This window comes from Blastococcus xanthinilyticus (assembly GCF_008124835.1).
GTDB classification, from domain to species: Bacteria; Actinomycetota; Actinomycetes; order Mycobacteriales; family Geodermatophilaceae; genus Blastococcus; species Blastococcus xanthinilyticus.
Window position 1 is genome coordinate 220,829 of the sequence record NZ_VNHW01000003.1, and the last position, 19,722, is coordinate 240,550.

Sequence of the window (19,722 nt, forward strand, 5' to 3'; positions counted from 1 at the left end):
CCGGTTCGTGTACGCGTTCGACGTCCTCGGCGACCCGGTGCGGCGACGAATACTGGAGCTGCTCGCCGACGGCGAGCAGACCTCCGGTCAGCTCACGGACGTGATCCGGGCCGAGTTCGGACTCTCCCAGCCGGGTGTCTCACAGCATCTGCGCGTGCTGCGTGACAGCGGGTTCACGTCGGTGCGACCCGAGGGTGCTCGCCGGTTCTATGCCGTCGAGCCCGGGCCGCTGAGCGAGGTCGACGCATGGTTGGACCGGTTCCGCCGGTTGTGGCAACACCGCCTCGACGCCCTGGAGACCGAACTGGCCCGGGGCAGGCGAGCGGCTCGGTCTCCGGCCGGCGGGGAGCCCACCCGACCGGCCGGGCCTGGCATCGATGTGGACGAGACCGATCCAGCTGCGAAGGGAACCTGACGTGAAAGACCTGCTGGACCAACTGGCCGCCACGCAGCGGGCGATGGGCAAGGGCAGCGTGCCCGCCGGCGAGGCGTACACCATCGAGTTGCGGCGGCGGTACGAAGCGCAGATCGACGACGTCTGGGACGCCGTCACCAGCCCCGAGCGGTTGCACCGCTGGTTGAGTTCGGTCACCGGGGATCTGCGGGTCGGCGGGAAGTTCGCGTTGGACAGCGGCGAGCACGGCGAGATCCTCCGGTGCGAGCCGCCGCGTCTGCTGAAGGTGTCCTGGCTCTTCGGGCCGGACGCCGACGCCTGGCCCGGCACGAGCGAGGTGGAGGTGCGCCTGGTCCCGGTCGCGACCGGGACCACCCATGTCGAGCTGATCCACGCAGCGGTCGTCGAGGAACCGCTCTTCCCGACCTACGGCCCCGGTGCCGGCGGCGTCGGCTGGGACCTGTACCTCCTCGCCCTGGCCCGGCTGTTGGCCGGTCGCGAGACCGCCGACCACGAGGTGGTCCAGCAATCGCCCGAAGGGCGCGAGTTCATCCGCCGCAGCGCTGCGGCCTGGGGCGATGCGCACCTGGCCGCCGGTGGCGAACCGGAGCACGTCGCGGCTGCAGTCGAGGCCACCAGCACGTTCTACGCGCCCGACCCGAGCTGACATTCCCGCTGCGGTGGGCTGATCGGCATTCCCGGCGGTCGCGCAGCCGATGCGAGGTGTCGATTCGCGAGACGAACGTCAGACCGCGTCCGTCGAGGAGCAGGACGAGCAGCACAACAGGCAGGTCATCCCACAGCCAGGAGGAACGGGCGACATGAAGTACACCAACTCGATCGAGATCGCCCTGCCGCGGGAGAAAGTGGCTCAACTGCTCGCCGACCCGGCACACCTACCGAAGTGGCTGCGGGGCCTGGTGCTGCGCGAGCCCGTGAACGGGGTGCACGGGCAGCTCGGCACCAGGTCGCGGGTGGTGATGCAGTGGGGGCAGCGGAAGACCGAGATGACCGAGACGATCACCCGCCGGGATCCGGCGGACCTGCACGGGATCCCGACCGACAGCGTCGTCCACTTCGACCGCGAGATCGTCGGCGCGGGCATGCGGAGCGTCCAGCGTGATCGGCTGACCGAGGCCCACCCGGACACGACGCTCTGGGAGAGCGAGAGCGAGTACCGGTTCAGCAGCCTGCCGATGCGGCTGGTGGCGCTGCTGATGCCCGGCTCCTTCCGCAAGCAGTCGCAGCAGCACATGCAGGACTTCAAGGCGTTCGCCGAACAGGGAAAGGATGTCCGCGAGAGCGAGAACTGAGCTGCCGCGACGGGCAGCCAGAATCTCCGGACGGCTGTCAGCCGCTGCTTGGAGGCCCGCTGCGTGCGCACACGGCTGAGGCGGCCCGGGGGCCATCGCGAGTGTCCACTCCTTCCTCGCGCGGTCCATGTCTGACGGGCGGGTGCCCGTTATCGGATGGCCACGCGAAGCGGCGCGCTGGGATCGTTCCGGCATGCCGCCCGGCGACGTGCGCCCGCCGTTCGATCAGTTCCTGCTCACCGCCGAGGCGGTTGCTCGCGCTCGGCCCGACGTGGACGTCGAGATGGCTCGCGAGGTGTTCCGCGAGGCGGCGACCCTGCTCGACGACGGGCTGGCCCTCGAGGGTCTGGACTCCCACGACGCCGGTGCGCTCGTCGCTGGGCTGTGCGTCGATCTCGTGGCCGAGGATCCTGGCGCCGCCGTGCGCGCTCGATCGCGGGCGGTGCTGGAGAACCCGGGAGACCTGCACGATCCAGCGGGCGTCTCCGCGGCGTATCTGTTCGCGGCATCGGTCCTTCAGCTGTGAGCATCGGGTGCAGGACCTGCGCCGTCCCGAACACGCCACGTGATCGCCCGCGGGAGACTCAACGGCGCGGCAGGTCCGACGCCTGCGCCCCGCCTGCTCGTCCCCCTGGACGAGACGGCGCGGTACGCAGCCAGGGACGCGTCACAGGACGGGTCGGAGCCACGACGGCCCATCGGTCAGCGACCGATGGGCCTCGCCCTGTCCTGGTCGGGCCACCGGCTGGCGACTGGGAGCGATCCGGGCAGCCCGAACCACGGGAGCACGCCGCTCTCGAACCGGGTCATGGCGCATATGCGGTCGCCGGCCACGGTGAGGACGTAGAGGCCGGCTGCGCGGCGGGCGCCGGTAGAGGCGCGGAGGTAGGCCCCCAGGGCCGGCTGACCGTTGGCTCGGGTCGGGACGAGGTCGAACCGGCGGCCGGATCCGAAGATGCTGCCGCACAACCGGATCGCAGCATCGCGGCCCGTGTACTCGAAGGGGATCGGCGGCATGGAGACGAAGACGTCGTCGGTCAGCAGGGCCACGAGCGCATCGAGGTCGGCGGACTCCCAGGCGCGGACGAAGCTGCCGACGATCGCGGCCTCGTCCGGTGAGCCAGGGGCGGGTGGCGGTTCTCGGCCGGCACCCTGCAGGCGGCGCTGGAGTCCGCTGCGCGCCCGCTTGAGCGCGCTGTTGACCGAGTCGACGGTCGAGCCCAGCATGCCGGCCACCTCGCGGGAGTGGAACCCGAGGACGTCCCGCAGGATCAGGACGGCGATCTGGCGCGGGGGGAGGACCTGCAGGGCCGTGACGAAGGCCAGGGAGATGGACTCGGTCAGTTCGTAGCGGGATTCTGGACCGGATGCCCCCTCGATCGGACTGCCGATGAGGGCGTCGGGACAGGGCTCGAGCCAGGTGACCTCGCCGAGGCTCGTCGGCTCGGGCGGTTCGACGTCGGGCACGTCCCACGCCGTGGCGGGCCGCCGACCGGCCGCTCGGCGCGCGTTGAGGGACTGGTTCGTCGCGATGCGGTAGAGCCAGGTGCGGAGCGTGGCCCGCTCCTCGACGAACCCGCCGATGCCTCGCCAGGCCGCCAACAGCGTCTCCTGGACGACGTCCTCGGCGTCCTGGAGGGACCCGAGCATCCGGTAGCAGTGCACCTGGAGCTCCCGCCGGTGCGGCTCGGTGAGCTCCCGGAACGCGCCGCCGTCCCCGGCCTGCGCCTTCGAGATCAGGTCGGATCTCACCGCGGTCACAGGCGTCCCTCCGTCCGGGCCGTGATCACCAGGTCGTCCTGTACGTACACCGGGCGAGCGACGAAGTGGGCGGTTCCCGACCGCCCACTTCCCCGACGCCGCGGTGTCTGCCTCATCGATGCGGGCTTTCGGCGCCCGGCATCGACCGGAGCATCAGCGGACGAGGGAGAACCACGATGGGCAGGATCGTCGTCAGCGACAACATCACGATCGACGGAGTCGTCGAGGACCCGGCCGGTGACGAGGGCTCCCGGGTCGGCGGCTGGGTCGGCCGGATCACGGACCGTCCCCAGCTCGACAGGCTCACCCTCGACGAGGCGCGGGGTGCCGAGGCGCTGCTCCTCGGGCGCCGGAGCTACGAGTGGTTGGCGGCGCGATGGCCGTCCCGGACGGGTGAGCTGGCCGACAGGCTGAACAGCCTCCGCAAGTACGTCGTGTCCTCGACGCTGGAGGAGCCGGCGTGGGGCAACTCGACGGTTCTCCGGGGTGACGGGGCCGCCGCGGCTTCCGTCCTCAGGGAGGAACTGGCCGGGCACATCGTGGTGCTCGCCAGCTTCCAGCTCGTCCGCGGGCTGTTCGAGCAGGACCTCGTCGACGAGATCCGGCTCAAGGTCTTCCCGATCGTGCTCGGAGCCGGCGCGCGTCTGTTCGGCGAGGCCGGTCACCTGAGGCCGATGCGTCTCGTCGACGTCCAGGCCATCGAGGGCGGCGTCGCCGTCCTCACCTACGAGCGGGCCCGTGCGTCCGGAACCGACGGCCTCCGAACGAACGACGAACGGTGACGGCCCGGACGACGTCCGGTCCGTCCTGCCCAGGCGCGGCACGTACGGGCGCCCCGTCGTCCCATGGACGGACGTGCCTGGGTCGAAGCCTGCCCTGGAGCGGCAGCAGCCGGGCATCACGCCTCCGGAGGTGTCCAGCCGTTCAAGGGCAGCCATGCCGGACGTCATGGCCGGAAGCGGTGACCACACGCACCTGTGCCAGCCCCTAACCCCTCCTAGCGTCGGCGACGGCGGTGGGCGAGAGCCGCGTAAGCCGCCGGCCACCGTCCGCTCCGGAGTCGAGACGGACACCCCGAGGTGTTGGAGGACTGCCCCATGGACGATCGAACCGACCGCACGGCCTGCCCCGTCCCCGGGTGCGCGGCAGGCGCTGACGGTGGGCGACGTGGCACAGCACGCCGCGATGCCGGGTCGCCGTCCAGCCGGGCGGCGCGAAGGATGGGCCGGGCCACCCACGTGGGGCGCCGCGTGAAGGTCACCGACCCGATCGCCGCCGCCCGGCCGTACGACTACGCCGACGCCTTCGAACTGCGGCTCGAGGGGCCGGATCACTGCTCGCCCGAGGAGTGGGTCCGCGCGGGAGTGGACGCCACACCGACCTGGATCAAGCGGATCGCCGGTAACGCCGACGGCCTCGGCTCGGTCCGCATCGTCGAGTCCACTGCCGCTGTGGTCGTGCTGGAGGACTCCGACCGGCTGATGGACACGGTGATGGTCGCCCGCAACGTCGAACCGGGGCGCAGGGTGCTCACGACCATCCTGCGCTACCGGCGGCCGGTGCTCACGCGGGGGGTCTGGGCGATCGTCGGGATCCTCCACCGGAGGACCGCGCGGCGAGTCGTGACCGGAGGGCTCCGGCAAGCGACCGGCCCGTCGGCGGCTGCGGCGAGCAGTCTCGACCGGAGGGCCGCGCCGGAGTTCCGCCGGTCACTCCGGGTCGTCCGGGCCGAGCACCGGACCGCACCCAGCGGCACGGACCCGACCCACGCACCTGCCGTGCCGACGTCGCGGCGCTCGTCCTGCCCGGGGGACGTCGACGCCTCGCCGTCCGTCGTCCTCCGGCCGCGGGTGGCGGGCGCAATGCGTGGGCTGCACGTGACGGTGAACCCTGCGGAGGACGACGGCCTCGTCACTCCCGCCGGCGGCGAGGGGGACACGGCGCCCGACCCGCCCCTCGTAGGACGGGACAGACCATGGCGCTGAACGTCGATGCATGCGTGAGCCTGGCTCGCGTCGTGCGCGGCCCGGGCACGGAACGCGTCGACACCACCGGCGGCTCCGACCGCGAAGGCCGCCCGCCCCGGGTTCGCGCTCAGGCGCCGGGAGCAGTCCGGCGGATGCTGGCTCGACTCCAGATGTCGCAGACCGGAGCTCCGCGATGAGCACGGCGCCAGGCGGCGTGCCCCCGGTGCGCAGCGCGGGCCTCTGGACCGTGGTGCTGGGCGTCGCGCACGTCGCGTCCGTGCATGCCTTCTACCCCGAGTCCGTCCGCAGTGTCGTGGACGGGGGAGTGATCGCCTCGGTCGACGCGGACCCCGTGCTCACCGAACGCAGGGGCGTGGGGTTCTGGTACGTGACATCAGGACTCGGCGTGATCGGGTTGGGCGCGATCGTGCGGGGTCACGAGAAGGTCCACGGACGCCCGCCTCCCGCGACGGCCACCGTCCTCGTCGCGACCGGGTTGTGGGGCGTCCTCCTGATGCCGGCCTCACCCTTCTGGCTGTTCCTGCCCATCGCGTGGCTGGCCCGCCGGTCCGCGAACATCGGCGGGCGATCCGGCCATCACTAGGTGAGCAGCCTGAGTTCGAGCGCGCGGAGGACGGCTCGGATGCGGTCCCGCACCCCCAGCTTGAGCAGGACGCTGGACATGTGGTTCTTCACCGTCCCCTCGGCCAGGTGCAGCCCGTGGGCGATCTCCCGGTTGGACCAGCCGGCGGCTGCGAGCCGCAGCACGTCGAGCTCGCGGGCGGTGAGCGGCTCCGGCCGCTGGCTGCCCTCGATGATCTCCGGCCGCTCGACCATCGCCTGCAGGAGTCGCTCGGTGAGCGCCGGCTGCAGGACCGTGCCGCCCGAGGCGAGCGACCGCACGGCGCTCACGAGCTGCTCGAGCGTGACGTCCTTGAGCAGATAGCCACGAGCGCCGCCGCGCAGCGCCTGCAGCACGAGTTCCTCGTCGTCGAACGTGGTCAGCACCAGCACGGGGACGTGGATGTCGCGCTCGCGCATCGCCTCCAGCGTGGCGATGCCGTCGCAGCCGGGCATGCGCAGGTCGAGGAGCAGGACGTCCACGTCGCACTCGTCGAGGAGGCGCAGGGCCTCGTCGCCGTCGGCGCCCTCACCGACCACGTCGACCTCCGGAGTGAGGGAGAGGAGGCCGCGGATGCCTTGTCGCACCAGGGTCTGGTCGTCGACGAGGAGGACGCGGACCGGCGCGTCGGTCATGTCGACCGTCCTGCGGGGATCCTCGCCGGCAGACGCCCGGTCGCGGTGAAACCGTGGCCGGGGCTGGAGCCGACGTGCAGGCTGCCACCGAGTGCCTGGAACCGTTCGCGCATCCCGGTCAGCCCGTTGCCGGGGACGATGACCGCGGTGCCCCAGCCGTCGTCCCGTGTCTCGACGCAGATGCCCGAGGCGTCGGCGACCACTGTCACGTGCAGCTGTTCCGCCCCCGAGTGCCGCAAGGTGTTCGTGATCGCCTCCTGCACGCAGCGCAGCACCACCTGGGCCTGGTCCCCCTCGACCGGGCCCGCTTCCACGACCTGCAGAGACACGTCCAGTCCGGGCACGTCGCGCGCCAGGGAGTGGAGCATGGGTTCGAGGACGCGCCCGCTCTCCCGCATCCGGCCGACGGTCGCGCGGACGTCACCGAGCAGGTCCTTGGCGATCGTCCGTGCTCCGCTCACGTGCTCGGCGCCCGTCCCGCTGACCAGATGGGAGGCGACCTCCAGCTCCAGGACGAGGGCGGTGAGCTTGTGACCGAGCACGTCGTGGAGGTCGCGGGAGATGCGCAGCCGTTCGGCGTCCCGGCTGGTGACCTCCAGCAGCGTGTAGGCGGCGCGCAGTTCGGCGTGGGCCACGGCGAGGTCCGTACGGGCCTCGGCCTCCCGCCGTGCGGTCCGCACCAGGAGCGCGGCGAAGAACTGGAAGCTGCCGTCCGCCAGGACGGACAGCACGAGCTCCGAGACGGGCCAGCCCTTCGTCGCCACACCGATCCCGAAGGCCAGCCCGACTGCAGCGGTCTGGACGGCGATGACGGCCACGACGGCGCGCGGCGGCCAGACGAATGCCGCGCCCGCCGCCGTGACGACCAGCACGATCGCGGTCCAACCGGGGTCCGGGTACAGCATGAAGACGGCGATGCCGAGCGCGACCGCTGCGACGACCAACGCGTCGTCGGTCACCCCGGGCGGCCGCGGGAGGTGGTCGAGCATGACGAGGAAGACCACGACGTAGAGCAGGTAGGCCGTCCACCACCACGCCGGTCGCGCGGGCGAGGAGCCCGGATCCAGGTCCGACGCCGTCATGAGCACGACCACGCCGACGGCGACGACCGAGACGAATGCGGCCGTGCCGATGGTCCGCACCGCGGCCCGGGACATCATGGCTGCCACCTCCTGCCCGGAGCGTAGGGACGACGAGGCCCTGGTGCGGGTGCCGGAAGTCACGGCTTGCGACAGCTGACCGCCGACTCCGTCCAGCGGACAGCCTGCCGGAAGTCATGGCCGGAACCGGTTACCGCCGGCACCTGTGCGGTGCGGGTGGCCTTCCTACCGTCATCCAGGCAGGGCACACCGCGGACCAGCAGACCGCCGTTGGCTCGTGATCACTGCGGTCGCCCCCTCGGCTGCGGCTGACGGCCGGGCCTGGTCACCCACGCGCCGTGCATCAACCCATCCCACTCGCCACGTGGAGCAACCATGAACGACCAGCACCGCACGAAGCCACGGCCGCGGGTCGTGGTGATCGGGTCCGGTTTCGGGGGCCTCTTCGCCACCAAGGCTCTGCGCCGGGCCGACGTCGACATCACGATGATCGACGCGACCGGTCACCACTTGTTCCAGCCGCTTCTCTACCAGGTCGCGACCGGGATCCTGTCCGAGGGTGAGATCGCCGCACCGACCCGGGAGATCCTGCGCCGGCAACAGAATGTTCGCGTCGTCCTGGGTGAGGTGACCGACATCGACCTGACCGCCCGCACGGTCACCTCGACCGTCCTCGGTCGCACGACGGTGCACGGCTACGACGAGCTGATCGTGGCCGCGGGGGCCGGCCAGTCCTACTTCGGCAACGACCGGTTCGCCGAGTTCGCGCCCGGCCTGAAGAGCATCGACGACGCGCTCGAACTGCGTGGCCGGATCTTCGGGGCCTTCGAGCTGGCCGAGCTGGCCGAGACGCAGGTGGAGATCGACCGGCTGCTCACCTTCGTCGTCGTGGGCGCCGGCCCGACGGGTGTGGAGATGGCCGGTCAGGTCGCCGAGCTGGCGCGGCGGACCCTGCGCGAGAACTTCCGCAACATCGACCCGGCCGGCGCCCGGGTCGTGCTGCTGGATGCCTCCCCGGGCGTGTTGCCGGCTTTCGGGGAGAAGCTCGGTGGCCTCGCCCGCCGTCGGCTGAGCCGCGTCGGCGTAGAGGTGCACGTCGGTGCCACGGTCACCGATGTCGACGCCGACGGCATCGAGATGGAGGACAGCGATGGCCACGGCCACCGGTTCGACGCCGCGACCACGATCTGGGCTGCCGGTGTGCAAGCCAGCCCGCTCGCCCGGATCCTGGCCGACCAGTCCGGCGCGCACATCGACCATGCCCGACGAATCGTCGTGCAGCCCGACCTCACGCTGCCCGGCCATCCCGAGGTGCACGTCGTGGGCGACATGGCGGCGTTGGACGGACTGCCCGGGGTGGCTCAGGTGGCCATCCAGGGCGGCAGGTACGCCGCAGACGCGATCCAGCGTCGGCACACCGGAAAGGACCCGCGAGGGCCCTTCCGGTACTTCGACAAGGGCTCGATGGCCACGATCTCGCGCTTCTTCGCCGTCGTGCAGATCGGCAGGGTCGAGTTCGGGGGCTTCCTCGCGTGGCTCATGTGGCTGGCCGTCCACCTCTTCTACATGGTGGGGTTCAGGAGCCGCGTCGTCACGGTGCTCGACTGGCTGGTCAGCTTCCTCGGGCGCGGCCGAGCCCAGCGGGTGGCCACGCAGCAGCAGGTCTACGGCCGCATGGCGCTGGAGCGCCTGTTCGAAGAGTTCGAGGCGGCGGAAAGCGGGCCTGGCAGCCCCACGGTGTCATCGGGGTCGGCGCAGCCGTCCCCGGTCGTGGAGCCGCGTCGTCCAGGGGGCGCTGAAGCCAGCCGTCCTCCTGCGCGGACCTCCACCGAAAGGCAATGACGGACGGGGCGGCAGCGACGGGGGGAGCGCGGGGACCTCGCCGGCGCTCTCCCAGCTCTGTCGCAGAGCTACGTCAGACCCGGCAGTGACCACCGCGCAGAAACGACGCAGGGCGCTCCGCTACGCGCGGGCGCCCTGTGCGTCGGCACTGGCGTGAGCCAGCGGTCCTGTGTCCGAGGGGGAGGGGACTGCTGCACGAGTAGGTGACAGGTCGGGTCAGGCAGCCTGAGCGGCCAGTGTGGGGACGATGGTCTCGTACTCGATGGGCGTGAGTAGGCCGAGGGCGTCTTGCCGGCGCCGCCGGTGGTAGGTGCGTTCGATCCAGGTGACGATCGCGATGCGCAGTTCCTGGCGAGTACGCCAGCGGCGGCGATCGAGCACGTTCTTCTGCAGCAGCGCAAAGAACGACTCCATGGCCGCGTTGTCGCCGGCCGCACCGACTCTGCCCATCGAGCCGGACAGCTGATGCCGGTTGAGGGCGTGGACGAATTTCCGGCTGCGGAACTGCGATCCGCGGTCGGAATCCACGATGCAGCCGGCCACGTCCGCGCCGTCGGCATTCCGCCGGGCGACGGCGTTGTCGAGCGCGGTGACCGCGAGCCGGGACTTCATCCGGGAGTCGATGGAGTAGCCGACGATCCGGTTGGAGTGCACGTCCTTGATCGCGCACAGGTAGAGCTCGCCCTCGCCGGTGGCGTGCTCGGTGATGTCGGTCAACCAGACGGCGTTGGGCGCCTCGGCGGTGAACACCCGGTTGACCTGGTCGTCGTGCACCGGTGGGCCGGGACGACCGCCCTTGCCCCGGCGGGGCTTGCCGAATGCGCTCCACCAGCGGTTGGCCGCGCAGAGCGCCCACGCGGTGCGTGTCGCCATCGGCTGCCCGTTCGCTGCGGCCTCGTCGACCAGAAGCCGGTAGCCGAACTCCGGGTCGTCGCGGTGGGCGTCGAACAGCGCGTTGGCCCGGTGAGCCCGGAGGAGTTCGCTGGTGGTGACCGGCCCGGTCAGCCACCGGTAGTAGGGCTGGCGGGCGATCTTCAGGACCCGGCACGTCACCGCGACGGGGATTCCGTCGGCGGCGAGCTCTCGGACGAGCGGGTAGAACATTTTCCCGGCAGGTTGGCCTGGGACAGGTAGGCCGCCGCCCGGCGCAGGACCTCGTTCTCCTGCTCAAGCAGCCGGATCCGCTTGCGCGCCTCACGCAGGTCCGCGTTCTCCGCCGCGGTGGTGCCGGGCTTGACCCCGTCCTCGACGTCGGCGGCCTTCATCCAGTTCGTCAGGCAGGACTCGCTGATGCCGAAGTCGGCAGCGATCTGCTTCAGATGCTGGCCCGGCTCACGGTTGCGGGCGACGTTCACGACGTCGTCGCGGAACTCCTTGGGGTAGGGCTTGGGCACGGTGAACATCCTTCCAGCGGCACCTGTCGGCACCACAGATCAGATGTCACCTACTTGTGCAGCAATCCCGACCTCCCACCGGAACCCGGCTGCGGTCAGCGCCCGGTACAGCCCGAACCCGGTCGGCCCGGCCTCATAGGCGACCGCAGTCGGACCCGGCAGGCTTTGCACCCAGGACCTGACGTGCTCGTAAGACGGGGTCAGCATGGTCTGGACCAACTCGCCCGTGACGCCGTCGATCGCTGCTGCCGCGACAGATCCTGCGTGCACGTCGAGCCCAACGCTCGTACGCTCGGTGAACACCGGAGCCTCCCACAACTGTTGGAGAGGCCGAGCAGGGCCTGCCCTACTCGGTAACCCACGACCAATTGTGAGTGGGCCCCGGCCTGCAACCCTCAGCAGCCCTGAGCGTTTAATCCATACCCTCTAGAGCGAGCCTCCGGGGGTAATGGACCGGCGGGAGCACTTACGAGGGCATCCCAGGCGCTGATGAAGCAGTCGACGGTGGACGTCAGCTGCTCCGGCGAAGCACCCGAGCGTGCGGCGAGCGCGAGTCCCTCCAGGACGGTGTAGACGAGGTCGGCCACCGTCTCGACCGGCGCGTCGGCTGTCAGTTCTCCTTCGTCGACCGCCTGGCGCAGCCGGGCAGCGATGGCGTCGCGCGACGCGGTACGGCACCGGTCGAGGAAGTCACGCACGCCCTTCTCGGAGTCGGGCACCGTGCTCACGCCGAGCACGACCATGCAGCCTCGGGGGTGGTCCGCGCGGGTGTAGGCACGGACGTTGCCCATCAGCAGCTCTTCGACGGCACCGCGCGCGGTCGGGCACCCGGCCAGTGCTGAAGCGGTAGCGGTGCTCTCGACCGCCTCGTAGCGGTTGACCGCCTCGGTGTAGAGCTCGGCCTTGGACCCGAAGGCGGCGTACAGGCTGGCGGGACCGAGCCCGGTCACGTCGGCGACGTCCCTCATCGAGCACGCCTCGTACCCGCGCTGCCAAAAAAGTGTCATGGCAGCCGTCAACGCCGTGTCACGGTCGAAGGAGCGTGGTCGACCACGGGTAGCCATCCATACCCCGTTCTAGAACGTTCGTTTTACAACTCCCTCGCTCGCCATTATATTCACAGCGAACGTTCTACAAAAGGAGGGAGACCGAGATGGGTGAGCTGGATGGAAGGGCGGCACTCGTGACCGGCGGGGGGCGGGGTATCGGCGCCGCGATAGCCCTTGCACTGGCTGAGTCGGGTGCCGACGTCGCGGTGACCTACCAGAGGTCCGCGTCGACAGCCGAGGACGTGTGCCGCCGCGTTCGTCAGCTCGGCCACCGGGGGCTCGCGCTGCGGGCTGAGGCTGCGGACGCATCGGCAGTGCGCGACTCTGTTCAGCAGACCGTCGAGGAGTTGGGACGTCTTGACGTCCTGGTGCACAACGCCGGGGTGTTCCCCTCCGGCCCCCTGGAGCAGGTGACATTGGCGGACCTCGACGCCGCGCTCGACGTGCATGCGCGGTCGGCTTTCCTCGCCGCCCAGGCTGCCGCACCCCACATGCAGCATGGCGGGCGGCTCATCTTCGTCGGGTCATGCTTTGCCGAGCGTGTGCCCTACGGGGGCATCACGGCGTACGCGATGAGCAAGGCAGCGCTCTCCGGCCTGGTGCGCGGGCTGGCCCGCGACCTCGGCCCGCGAGGCATCACTGCCACCGTGGTGCACCCGGGGTCCACGGACACCGACATGAATCCTGCAGACGGCCCGGATGCTGACGCCGAGCGCGACCTGATCGCGCTCGGGCGCTACGCCAGTCCAGCCGAGATCGCCGCGACGGTGGCCGCCTTGGCGGGACAAGCCGGCGCATATGTCAGCGGCACCGCCATCCTCGTCGACGGCGGTTTCGCAGCATGACGCGCGTCGCGACGGCGTGGCTGCTGCTTCTGGTCGCGGCGGCCCTGGAGGTCGTCTGGGCCGTGGCGCTGCAGCGCGCGAACGGACTCACCCGCCCGGGCTGGGCGCTCACGGCCGTGACCGTCGCCGCGCTCAGCCTCGGCGCCTTGGCCCTGGCCCTGCGCGACCTGCCGGTCGGCACTGCCTATGCAGTGTGGACAGGTCTGGGAGCCGCAGGGGTAGCAACGGTCGGCATGGTCTTCTTGGGCGAGCACGTCACCTGGGCGCGAGGAACGTGTCTCGTGCTGATCCTCGCCGGCGCGGCCGGCCTGCACCTCCTCGAGACCTAACGGTCACAACCAGGCCGACGGGCGCACGTCCCGTCATGGGCGGCCGCCACGAAACCCGTTTCGCATGACTGTCCCGACACCGCCCTTGAACCCGAGCCCGCCCAGATGCGAACGTTCGAGATGCCGTCGCTAGATGACTGATGCTCTGAAAGCGGATCGCCGCCTCGTGGTGTCCGAGGTGCTGGTAGAGGCCGGTTAGGCGCTCATCCTGCCGAAGGCCCTCCCATGCGACTCAGTGGTCAGCGGATCAGTCGACACCCGGAGGCGGTTCGTCCCACAAGACGAACGCCTTACGGGAATGGCGCAGGTCAGGCGGTGCGCCGTGCGGCGGACGTCCCGCATGCCCCGTCCGGTAACGATTCTCGCAGGGGGTCGCCAACCGGTACGTCTGCTGCGGCCTGGCCGTGGTCCTGGCGGTGACGCTTGGCGCCGCCCCCACTTCGGCTGATCCCTTGCCAGTGAGCGGATGACCAAGACCCGTCCGAGGACCACGGCCAGCGGAGTTCGATGAAGTCCTTCAGGCGTCCAGCGGACGCGCCGGCGTCAGAAACAGGAGAAGCCCCACCGGCCTGAAGACCGTGGGGTTCAACTTGGTGTCCGAGGGGCGACTTGCTACATACGCACACGACTCAACCCACTGCGACGAGTCGCCTGTTGTCGTCGACGGGTGGTGGACACCCGCCTTCCAGATGCGACTGTTCGCGCGTGACGGGAGCCCGATGGAAGATGCCACCCGCGATCTACCGGAACCTCTAGGGTCGCGTAGTCACCGCGACGCGGTCCGTCGGGCGTGCACGTCGCTTGTCGGCCGGACGTCCTGGTTCGGATGCGAAGGACGCGGGCTGAGGCCTGCTCACACGTTGAAGTAGACGAGCGCGCCGTAGACGACGGCTCCGAGTAGCACGGACGCCGTCGTGATGGTGGCCCAGAAGAGCACCTGCCCGAGCAGTCGCCGGTTCACGTCGCCCTGGCCTCGACGAAGGCGACGACGTCCTCCAGGACGGTCTGTCCGGGAGCGGTGTCCAGGTCGAACTGGTACTCATGCGGCAGGTTCTCGCCGGTACCGGTCCAGTAGCGACTGGTGACGTCGACGCCTCGGGCGCGCAGGACGGCGTCGAACTCGTAGGCCTGGTCCTCGAACGGATCGCCGTCACCGACGGTCAGGTAGACGTCGGGGTAGTCGCTCGTCGCCGTGCGCACCGTGGAGAGTTCCTCGATCCGTGGGTGGGTCACCCAGTCGCGCCGGCCGAGGTACGCCCAGCCGAAGGTCCGCAGCGCGGGAAAGCCGGTGCGCATCACGGTGTCCATGTCGTGGAAGCCGCAGAACAGGATGACTCCGCGCAGGTGCTCCGATTCCAGGGCGGCGGTGAGGTGCATCCGCTCGCGCAACGTGCTGCTGGTCTGCAGTGCGGCGACCTGGCTGGCGATCTGAGCACCCGCGGAGTCCCCGCCGAGGAAGATCTGGGTCGGGTCGCCGCCGAACCGCGGGGCCTCGGTCCGCAGGTAGGTGAGGGCCGAGTTGGCCTGCTCGACCGGGACGGGGTACCGGGCGTCCGGCGCGACGGTGTAGTCCAGGCTCGCAACGGTGAAGCCTTGGGCGGCCAGGACGCGGGCGTAGGCGTCGATCTGGGTGGGGGAGCCGGAGATCCACCCACCGCCGTGCATCCAGAGGATGACGGGCCGCAGCGTCGCGTCGCTGTGGGGCGGCACGGAGAGGCGCAGGCGGGCCGCGGGGGTTCCGGGCAGGGTGACTTCGGTGACGTCGACCGCGGCGGCCTCCTCGGCGAACGGTCCGGCGGTGAGGTGGTCGGCTTCGAACAGCGCGCGGACGATGTGCGCGCCGGGTTGCACCGAAAAGGCGTGGACCAGCACCGGCAGCACGATCCCCACCAGCACGAGCAGCGCGGCCGCTCGGGTGCTTCGCCCCGGAAGGTGCCGTCGAGCCTTCCTCTGGTCGCTGCTGCCGGGGCTCGACACAGGGCTCCCCGCTCGGCTCATCGCTCCGCGGCCACGAGCAGCGCGATGGCGGGTCCCGCCACGACGAGGTACATGAGCGCGAAGATAACGGTGTACGGGACGGCACTACCCGACGAGCGCGCCGGCGTTGCGCTCCATCATCACGTGCGCGTGCAGCGTGCGGGTGAGCACGCTCGGGTGGGTGACGTGGCGGGGTCTCGACGGCGTGGAATTCGTGACCCTGGAGTACGTCGAAGTCGTTCCCGTGGCCGGGCTACTCGCCGCCGGTCGTGCCCACACGTAACCCGGTGGAGTTGACCCGCTTGCGTGGACACCTGCTTGCTGGGGTGACCATAGGCGGGGCCGGTAGCGGTCCACTGAGTGCAACGGGCGCGCCATGTGTCGGAGCATGGTGGCGGTCGTGCGTTCGACGTGTCCGCCAGTCAGTCGCGCGGCAGCTTCCATCCCCACTGCCAGGGCCAGAGGAACCGGCGACCGTGGTGGGCCAGCTCGTCGTACGGGAAGTCGGCCACTCGCGCATGGGCATCGACGAAGGCGGTTTCGTACTGGTTGCGGTCGAAGATGATCGGCTGGTCGAGCTGATTCACCGGCCTGGGGTCGTAGATGCCGTCCTCCCAGAGGAAGTCCGACCACGAGACCTCGGTGTCTCCGAGGCCGAGCGCGGTGGTGAGCGCCCCGCATCCCAGGTCCCCGTCCACGACGCACACCAGCAGTGCCAGTCGGCCAGGCGCGAGGTCTTCGCTGGGACGACGACCGATGAATCCCTCGACCGCGTCTGGGATGCCCGGCAGCCACGGACGGTTCAGCTCCGTCACCAGGTCCGGCCCCGGGGTGGCCGCGACCGACCGCAGCGACTGGCCGTTGACCACCAGGTCGAGGAAGCACGACTCGGGGTGGCGCGTGACGTTGCCGTCATGGAAGACCTGCTTCACGACAGCGGGCTCCAGGCGCAGGGTTGCCAACTCTGAGGTCACGGCTGCAGTATCGCCATGCCGCGACGTCCCGACGCCCTGCCCGCAGATGATGGCGCGTCAGATCGGCAGGTCGATGATGACTGGGGCGGTGAGACTGGCTCGTTACCGACGACAGGGCGCCCACGATGTGGGCGCCCTGTCGCGTTCGGTCCTGGCGTGAGCCAGGCATCTTGTGCCGAGGGGCGACACGCTACATACGCACACCCCTCGACGCGCTTCGGTGACCTGCTCGGAATCCGAGCAGTCCCGTCCCAAAGCTGCTCATCGCAGATGAGGATGTAGTCGGGGGCGGCGGAGCCCCCCGATCTCGAGAAGAAGTCTGGCGATGTACTTGGTGAGGCTGCGGAACCTGACGGCGGAGCTCGGTCAGCATTGCTGGAACACCGGAGCCGAGTACTGCGATCAAGGTGGTGCTTGTGGCCTTGCTTCGGGGGAATCTCCGTATGCGGTCGCCGTCGTGCAGGGAGCTCCCGGCGCAGCTGACCTGACCGTTGTCGGCGCTCAGGTCAGGTGAGTTGCTCGTGCTGAAACGTCTCGCCGTGGGGGTAGATGAGCTCGACCTCGAAGCTGTCTGCGGCGACATGCTCGAGGAAGCTGCGGGCGGTCCCGGTGGGTGCGGCCGGGAGCAGGACCGCGATGGACTCGACGGTGATCCGGTCGTCGAGGGCGGAGGTGTTCGCCGCGTACCGGTAGGCGGCTGCCTGAGCCCACGCGTGAGCGACGGTGACGACATCGGCGGCGGCTTTCGCCTCCACGATGCGCCGGACCGTCGGCTCGTACACGTCGGCTCGCAGTTCACCGATGGGATGCTCTCGGAGGTAGGGGTGCGGGAGTGTTGCGACGTACGCGGCGACAAGGTCCGCTTCCAGCTGCTGGCGGGCGGGTGAAGCCGGTGGTTGCTCGGCGACGGCTGCGGCCCGCTGAGCGAAGCGGCCAGCCGTGTCAAAGCGTGATGGCAGCTCGGTTCGCTGCCAGTACACGCGGCTGCTCTTGAGTTCGTGACCTTTCAGCAGGGTGTGCATGGCCTCGTAGACGTCGCAGTGCCGGTGACGGCCGCCGAGCTCCTCGAACGCCTCCCAGATGGACCGGCTGCCGCCCGGTCGGTCGTTGCGGGTGCACGGCCACTGCAGAGACAGGACGGCGTTCGAGACCTCGTCGAGAGGTGCGGGTGCGGCGTCAGCGGGGCGGGGGCGGCGCATTCCCTCGAGCGCGTAGAACATCACGTCGGTGCGTTCGAGGTCCAGGACGGCGCGCGTGACCGCCACGGTGGCCTCATCGGTGTAGCCGCCCGCCTTGAGGTGGTCGATGACCTCCTGCCACTGCAGCGGATCTTCCCCGAGATGCTGCTCGATGTAGCGGGTCGCGACGGCAATGACGTGGTCGAGGTTCTGCGAGGCGGAGGTGGTGCTCATGACCACGAACGCTACGACGATCACGGGCCCGTCGGAGACCGAGCGCAGGTCAGGTAAATCTGAGTGCGAGCAGTTCGGCCCGGCTCCGCTGCCGGCTCCTCGCCGCCGCTCTGCACCACCCTCGACTGCGATGAGCCCCCGAAGCGAGCGTGGCCAACGCGATCATGCGTGTATATGCTGCTGGGCCGATAGGCATATATGCCCGGGAGTTGTGCAATGACCAAGCGCCTGATCGACCTCGATGACGAACTGCTTGCTCGAGCGCAGAGGGAACTGAACACCCGCGGGGTGTCGGACACGGTCCGCGCCGCGCTGTGGCAGGCAGCAAGCGCGGCCGCGCGTGCGCGGCAGGTTGCTTGGCTGCGAGAGGGTGGCTTGGAGACGTTGGCCGATCCGGAGAAGCGGACTGACGTGTGGCGGTGATCGCCCGGTTTCTCATCGACACCAGCGCGGCGGCCCGTATGCGCGTGGTTGCCGTCGCGGACCGATTGGAGCCGCTCATCACCGGCGGTCTGGTCGCCACTTGCGCCACCCTCGATGCCGAGGCGCTCCACAGCGCTCGCAGCCCGGCCGAGTACGAGCAGGTGCGTGCGGACCGCCGAGAGGCGTACGAGTACCTGCCCACCGACGACGTTCACTGGCAGCGTGCCTTCGACGCCCAGCGAACGCTCGCCCGAAGCGGGCGGCATCGAGCGGTGGGTATCGCCGATCTGCTAACGGCGGTGCTTGCCGCGGAACACGGGGTCACGGTCCTGCACTACGACAGCGACTTCGAGATCGCCGCCGAGGTACTCGACTTCGAACACCGGTGGGTCCTGACACGAGGAATCGTGTAGTGACACCCATCAAGAGGTGTGCATGAGCTGGTGTCCGAGGGGGGACTTGAACCCCCACGCCCGATAAAGGGCACTAGCACCTCAAGCTAGCGCGTCTGCCATTCCGCCACCCGGACGAGTGCGAGGAGAAGACTACCTGACCCCCGGGGGCTGATCACGCACCCCCCGGCGGCGCCGTGGCGGGTCAGGCGGGAGCCAGGGCGACCCGTCCACGGCCGGCCCGCTTGGCGTCGTAGAGCGCCGCGTCGGCCGAGGTGTAGAGCGCGCGGCGGTCCCGCGAGAACCGGGGGAGGTGGGCCACGCCCAGGCTGATCGATAGCGACAGCAGGGTGCCGTCGGGGAGCACGAGCGGCTCGGCGCGCACCGCGTGCAGCAGCTCCTCGGCGCGCCGGGCGGCGACGTCCACCGCGCACCCGGGCAGGAGGACGGCGAGCTCGTCGCCGCCCAGCCGGGACAGGACGGCGTCCTCCGCCCGGATCCGGCCGCGGAGCACCCGCGCGAGGTGCACCAGCACGTCGTCGCCCACCGGGTGCCCGTGGTTGTCGTTGATCGACTTGAACGAGTCGACGTCGATGAGCACCAGCGAGGTGCCGCCGGGCACCGGGTGGTGCAGCGCCGTCTCCAGCGCCTCGTCGAACGCCCGCCGGGTCGCCAGGCCGGTCAGCGAGTCGATGGTCACCTGCCGCTGCAGGGCCTCGACGAGGAGCGCCTGGGTGCGGTTGGCCCGGACCAGCAGCGTGGCGATGACGGCGAGCACGGCGCCGAAGAAGATGAAGTCGGCCAGCGCCGCGGCCGTCGGCAGCAGGATGAGCAGGGTGACCAGGTCGGTGAGCAGCGCGCTCGCCGTCACCAGGACCACGGCCGGCGTCCGCAGATGGATCGCCACCCACAGCACGGGGAAGGCGTAGAACGCCTGGGAGCCGGCGGAGGCGTCGCCGGTGAGCGTGTTGAGCGTCCCGATCAGCGCGATGCCGGCCAGGGCGATGGCCGGCACGACGTGCCAGCGCTCGAGCAGCTCGTCGGGCAGCACGTGGCAGGCCGCGGCGGCTCCGAGCAGGGCGACCACGCCGCCGAAGTGGATCAGCTTGGTGCCCACGCCCCCCATGGGGACGCCGAACAGCGGCAGCACCAGCAGCGCGAACGCGGTCACGACGAGGATGAGGGCGGCGCTGTGCCCGGCTCCCCGGGGCTCGTGGGCGCGCAGCGCGCGCGTCATCCTCACGCCCGGATCATCGACGGCGGAGAGCGGCTGCTGTAGGCCTATTCACCCGT

Annotated in this window: 22 protein-coding genes and 1 tRNA gene; 12 read left to right on the plus strand and 11 right to left on the minus strand. The window is 70.3% G+C overall.

Features of this window, described 5'->3' with window-relative positions:
- Window positions 1–7 precede the first annotated feature (7 nt).
- The 4 genes from BD833_RS06190 to BD833_RS06205 all read left to right on the plus strand — a co-directional run bounded on the left by BD833_RS06190 (window position 8) and on the right by BD833_RS06205 (window position 2,233).
- The gene (locus tag BD833_RS06190; RefSeq protein ID WP_166532250.1) at window positions 8–415 is read left to right on the plus strand and encodes an ArsR/SmtB family transcription factor; all 408 of its coding nucleotides are present in this window, start codon (window positions 8–10) and stop codon (window positions 413–415) included.
- 1 nt (window position 416) lies between these two features.
- A complete protein-coding gene (locus tag BD833_RS06195) occupies window positions 417–1,061 on the plus strand; it encodes an SRPBCC domain-containing protein (protein WP_208092379.1) in 645 nt (214 codons plus the stop codon).
- A 154-nt stretch (window positions 1,062–1,215) separates the two neighbouring features.
- Window positions 1,216–1,707: an SRPBCC family protein gene (locus tag BD833_RS06200; RefSeq protein WP_166532251.1), complete on the plus strand. Its 492-nt coding sequence runs from the start codon at window positions 1,216–1,218 to the stop codon at window positions 1,705–1,707.
- A 193-nt stretch (window positions 1,708–1,900) separates the two neighbouring features.
- Window positions 1,901–2,233 carry a hypothetical protein gene (locus BD833_RS06205; RefSeq protein ID WP_166532252.1) on the plus strand — a complete coding sequence of 111 codons (333 nt, stop codon included), beginning with the start codon at window positions 1,901–1,903 and terminating at the stop codon, window positions 2,231–2,233.
- Between the two features lie 176 nt (window positions 2,234–2,409).
- On the opposite strand, the gene BD833_RS06210 is transcribed toward BD833_RS06205, so the two are convergent.
- Entirely contained in the window at window positions 2,410–3,468 is a 1,059-nt protein-coding gene (locus BD833_RS06210; protein WP_243737478.1) for an RNA polymerase subunit sigma-70, read from the minus strand.
- A gap of 176 nt (window positions 3,469–3,644) precedes the next feature.
- On the opposite strand from BD833_RS06210, the gene BD833_RS06215 reads away from it, so the two are divergent.
- The 3 genes from BD833_RS06215 (at window position 3,645) to BD833_RS06225 (ending at window position 6,039) form a co-directional block, all read left to right on the plus strand.
- The gene (locus tag BD833_RS06215) at window positions 3,645–4,250 is read left to right on the plus strand and encodes a dihydrofolate reductase family protein (RefSeq protein WP_166532253.1); all 606 of its coding nucleotides are present in this window, start codon (window positions 3,645–3,647) and stop codon (window positions 4,248–4,250) included.
- 468 nt (window positions 4,251–4,718) lie between these two features.
- Window positions 4,719–5,453 (plus strand): hypothetical protein, encoded by a 735-nt coding sequence (locus tag BD833_RS06220; RefSeq protein ID WP_166532254.1) that lies wholly within the window; start codon window positions 4,719–4,721, stop codon window positions 5,451–5,453.
- Window positions 5,454–5,628: 175 nt separating this feature from the next.
- On the plus strand, window positions 5,629–6,039 hold the full coding sequence (locus tag BD833_RS06225; RefSeq protein WP_166532255.1) for a DUF6463 family protein: 411 nt from the start codon (window positions 5,629–5,631) through the stop codon (window positions 6,037–6,039).
- Here BD833_RS06225 and BD833_RS06230 read toward each other — a convergent pair.
- Together BD833_RS06230 and BD833_RS06235 are read right to left on the minus strand one after the other, a co-directional pair.
- Window positions 6,036–6,692: a response regulator gene (locus BD833_RS06230; RefSeq protein WP_166532256.1), complete on the minus strand. Its 657-nt coding sequence runs from the start codon at window positions 6,690–6,692 to the stop codon at window positions 6,036–6,038. The genes BD833_RS06225 and BD833_RS06230 overlap by 4 nt on opposite strands.
- Entirely contained in the window at window positions 6,689–7,852 is a 1,164-nt protein-coding gene (locus BD833_RS06235; RefSeq protein WP_166532257.1) for a sensor histidine kinase, read from the minus strand. Before BD833_RS06235 ends, BD833_RS06230 begins: the two co-directional genes overlap by 4 nt.
- Window positions 7,853–8,167: 315 nt before the next feature.
- Between BD833_RS06235 and BD833_RS06240 the strand changes: the two genes are divergently transcribed.
- Window positions 8,168–9,634, plus strand: a complete 1,467-nt coding sequence (locus tag BD833_RS06240) for an NAD(P)/FAD-dependent oxidoreductase (RefSeq protein ID WP_166532258.1) — start codon at window positions 8,168–8,170, stop codon at window positions 9,632–9,634.
- A gap of 216 nt (window positions 9,635–9,850) precedes the next feature.
- On the opposite strand, the gene BD833_RS06245 is transcribed toward BD833_RS06240, so the two are convergent.
- The 3 genes from BD833_RS06245 to BD833_RS06255 all read right to left on the minus strand — a co-directional run bounded on the left by BD833_RS06245 (window position 9,851) and on the right by BD833_RS06255 (window position 12,092).
- Window positions 9,851–11,028, minus strand: a protein-coding gene (locus BD833_RS06245; RefSeq protein ID WP_243737479.1) for an IS3 family transposase whose coding sequence is annotated in 2 segments (ribosomal slippage) — window positions 9,851–10,741 and window positions 10,744–11,028 — 1,176 coding nt in all. Because the reading frame shifts where the segments join, the coding sequence is not laid out codon by codon here.
- 39 nt (window positions 11,029–11,067) lie between these two features.
- On the minus strand, window positions 11,068–11,331 hold the full coding sequence (locus tag BD833_RS06250; protein WP_208092380.1) for a hypothetical protein: 264 nt from the start codon (window positions 11,329–11,331) through the stop codon (window positions 11,068–11,070).
- Window positions 11,332–11,423: 92 nt separating this feature from the next.
- Entirely contained in the window at window positions 11,424–12,092 is a 669-nt protein-coding gene (locus BD833_RS06255; protein WP_341770581.1) for a TetR/AcrR family transcriptional regulator, read from the minus strand.
- A gap of 89 nt (window positions 12,093–12,181) precedes the next feature.
- Here BD833_RS06255 and BD833_RS06260 point away from each other — a divergent pair, with 89 nt between their 5' ends.
- Together BD833_RS06260 and BD833_RS06265 are read left to right on the plus strand one after the other, a co-directional pair.
- On the plus strand, window positions 12,182–12,922 hold the full coding sequence (locus tag BD833_RS06260) for an SDR family NAD(P)-dependent oxidoreductase (protein WP_166532260.1): 741 nt from the start codon (window positions 12,182–12,184) through the stop codon (window positions 12,920–12,922).
- The gene (locus BD833_RS06265; protein WP_166532261.1) at window positions 12,919–13,251 is read left to right on the plus strand and encodes a DMT family transporter; all 333 of its coding nucleotides are present in this window, start codon (window positions 12,919–12,921) and stop codon (window positions 13,249–13,251) included. Before BD833_RS06260 ends, BD833_RS06265 begins: the two co-directional genes overlap by 4 nt.
- Window positions 13,252–14,208: 957 nt before the next feature.
- Here BD833_RS06265 and BD833_RS06270 read toward each other — a convergent pair.
- The 3 genes from BD833_RS06270 to BD833_RS06280 form a co-directional block, all read right to left on the minus strand.
- Window positions 14,209–15,141: an alpha/beta hydrolase gene (locus BD833_RS06270; RefSeq protein ID WP_166532262.1), complete on the minus strand. Its 933-nt coding sequence runs from the start codon at window positions 15,139–15,141 to the stop codon at window positions 14,209–14,211.
- Between the two features lie 509 nt (window positions 15,142–15,650).
- Entirely contained in the window at window positions 15,651–16,202 is a 552-nt protein-coding gene (locus BD833_RS06275) for a hypothetical protein (protein ID WP_166532263.1), read from the minus strand.
- A gap of 506 nt (window positions 16,203–16,708) precedes the next feature.
- A complete protein-coding gene (locus BD833_RS06280; protein ID WP_166532264.1) occupies window positions 16,709–17,614 on the minus strand; it encodes a hypothetical protein in 906 nt (301 codons plus the stop codon).
- Window positions 17,615–17,830: 216 nt separating this feature from the next.
- On the opposite strand from BD833_RS06280, the gene BD833_RS06285 reads away from it, so the two are divergent.
- Window positions 17,831–18,037, plus strand: coding sequence for a DUF2191 domain-containing protein (locus BD833_RS06285; RefSeq protein ID WP_166532265.1), 207 nt, complete (start codon window positions 17,831–17,833; stop codon window positions 18,035–18,037).
- Window positions 18,028–18,450 carry a PIN domain-containing protein gene (locus BD833_RS06290; RefSeq protein ID WP_166532266.1) on the plus strand — a complete coding sequence of 141 codons (423 nt, stop codon included), beginning with the start codon at window positions 18,028–18,030 and terminating at the stop codon, window positions 18,448–18,450. Before BD833_RS06285 ends, BD833_RS06290 begins: the two co-directional genes overlap by 10 nt.
- Before the next feature lie 28 nt (window positions 18,451–18,478).
- Here the strand turns inward: BD833_RS06290 and BD833_RS06295 are convergent.
- Both BD833_RS06295 and BD833_RS06300 read right to left on the minus strand, forming a co-directional pair.
- Window positions 18,479–18,566 (minus strand) — tRNA-Leu (locus tag BD833_RS06295).
- Between the two features lie 68 nt (window positions 18,567–18,634).
- On the minus strand, window positions 18,635–19,666 hold the full coding sequence (locus BD833_RS06300; protein ID WP_243737505.1) for a GGDEF domain-containing protein: 1,032 nt from the start codon (window positions 19,664–19,666) through the stop codon (window positions 18,635–18,637).
- Between the last annotated feature and the right edge of the window lie 56 nt (window positions 19,667–19,722).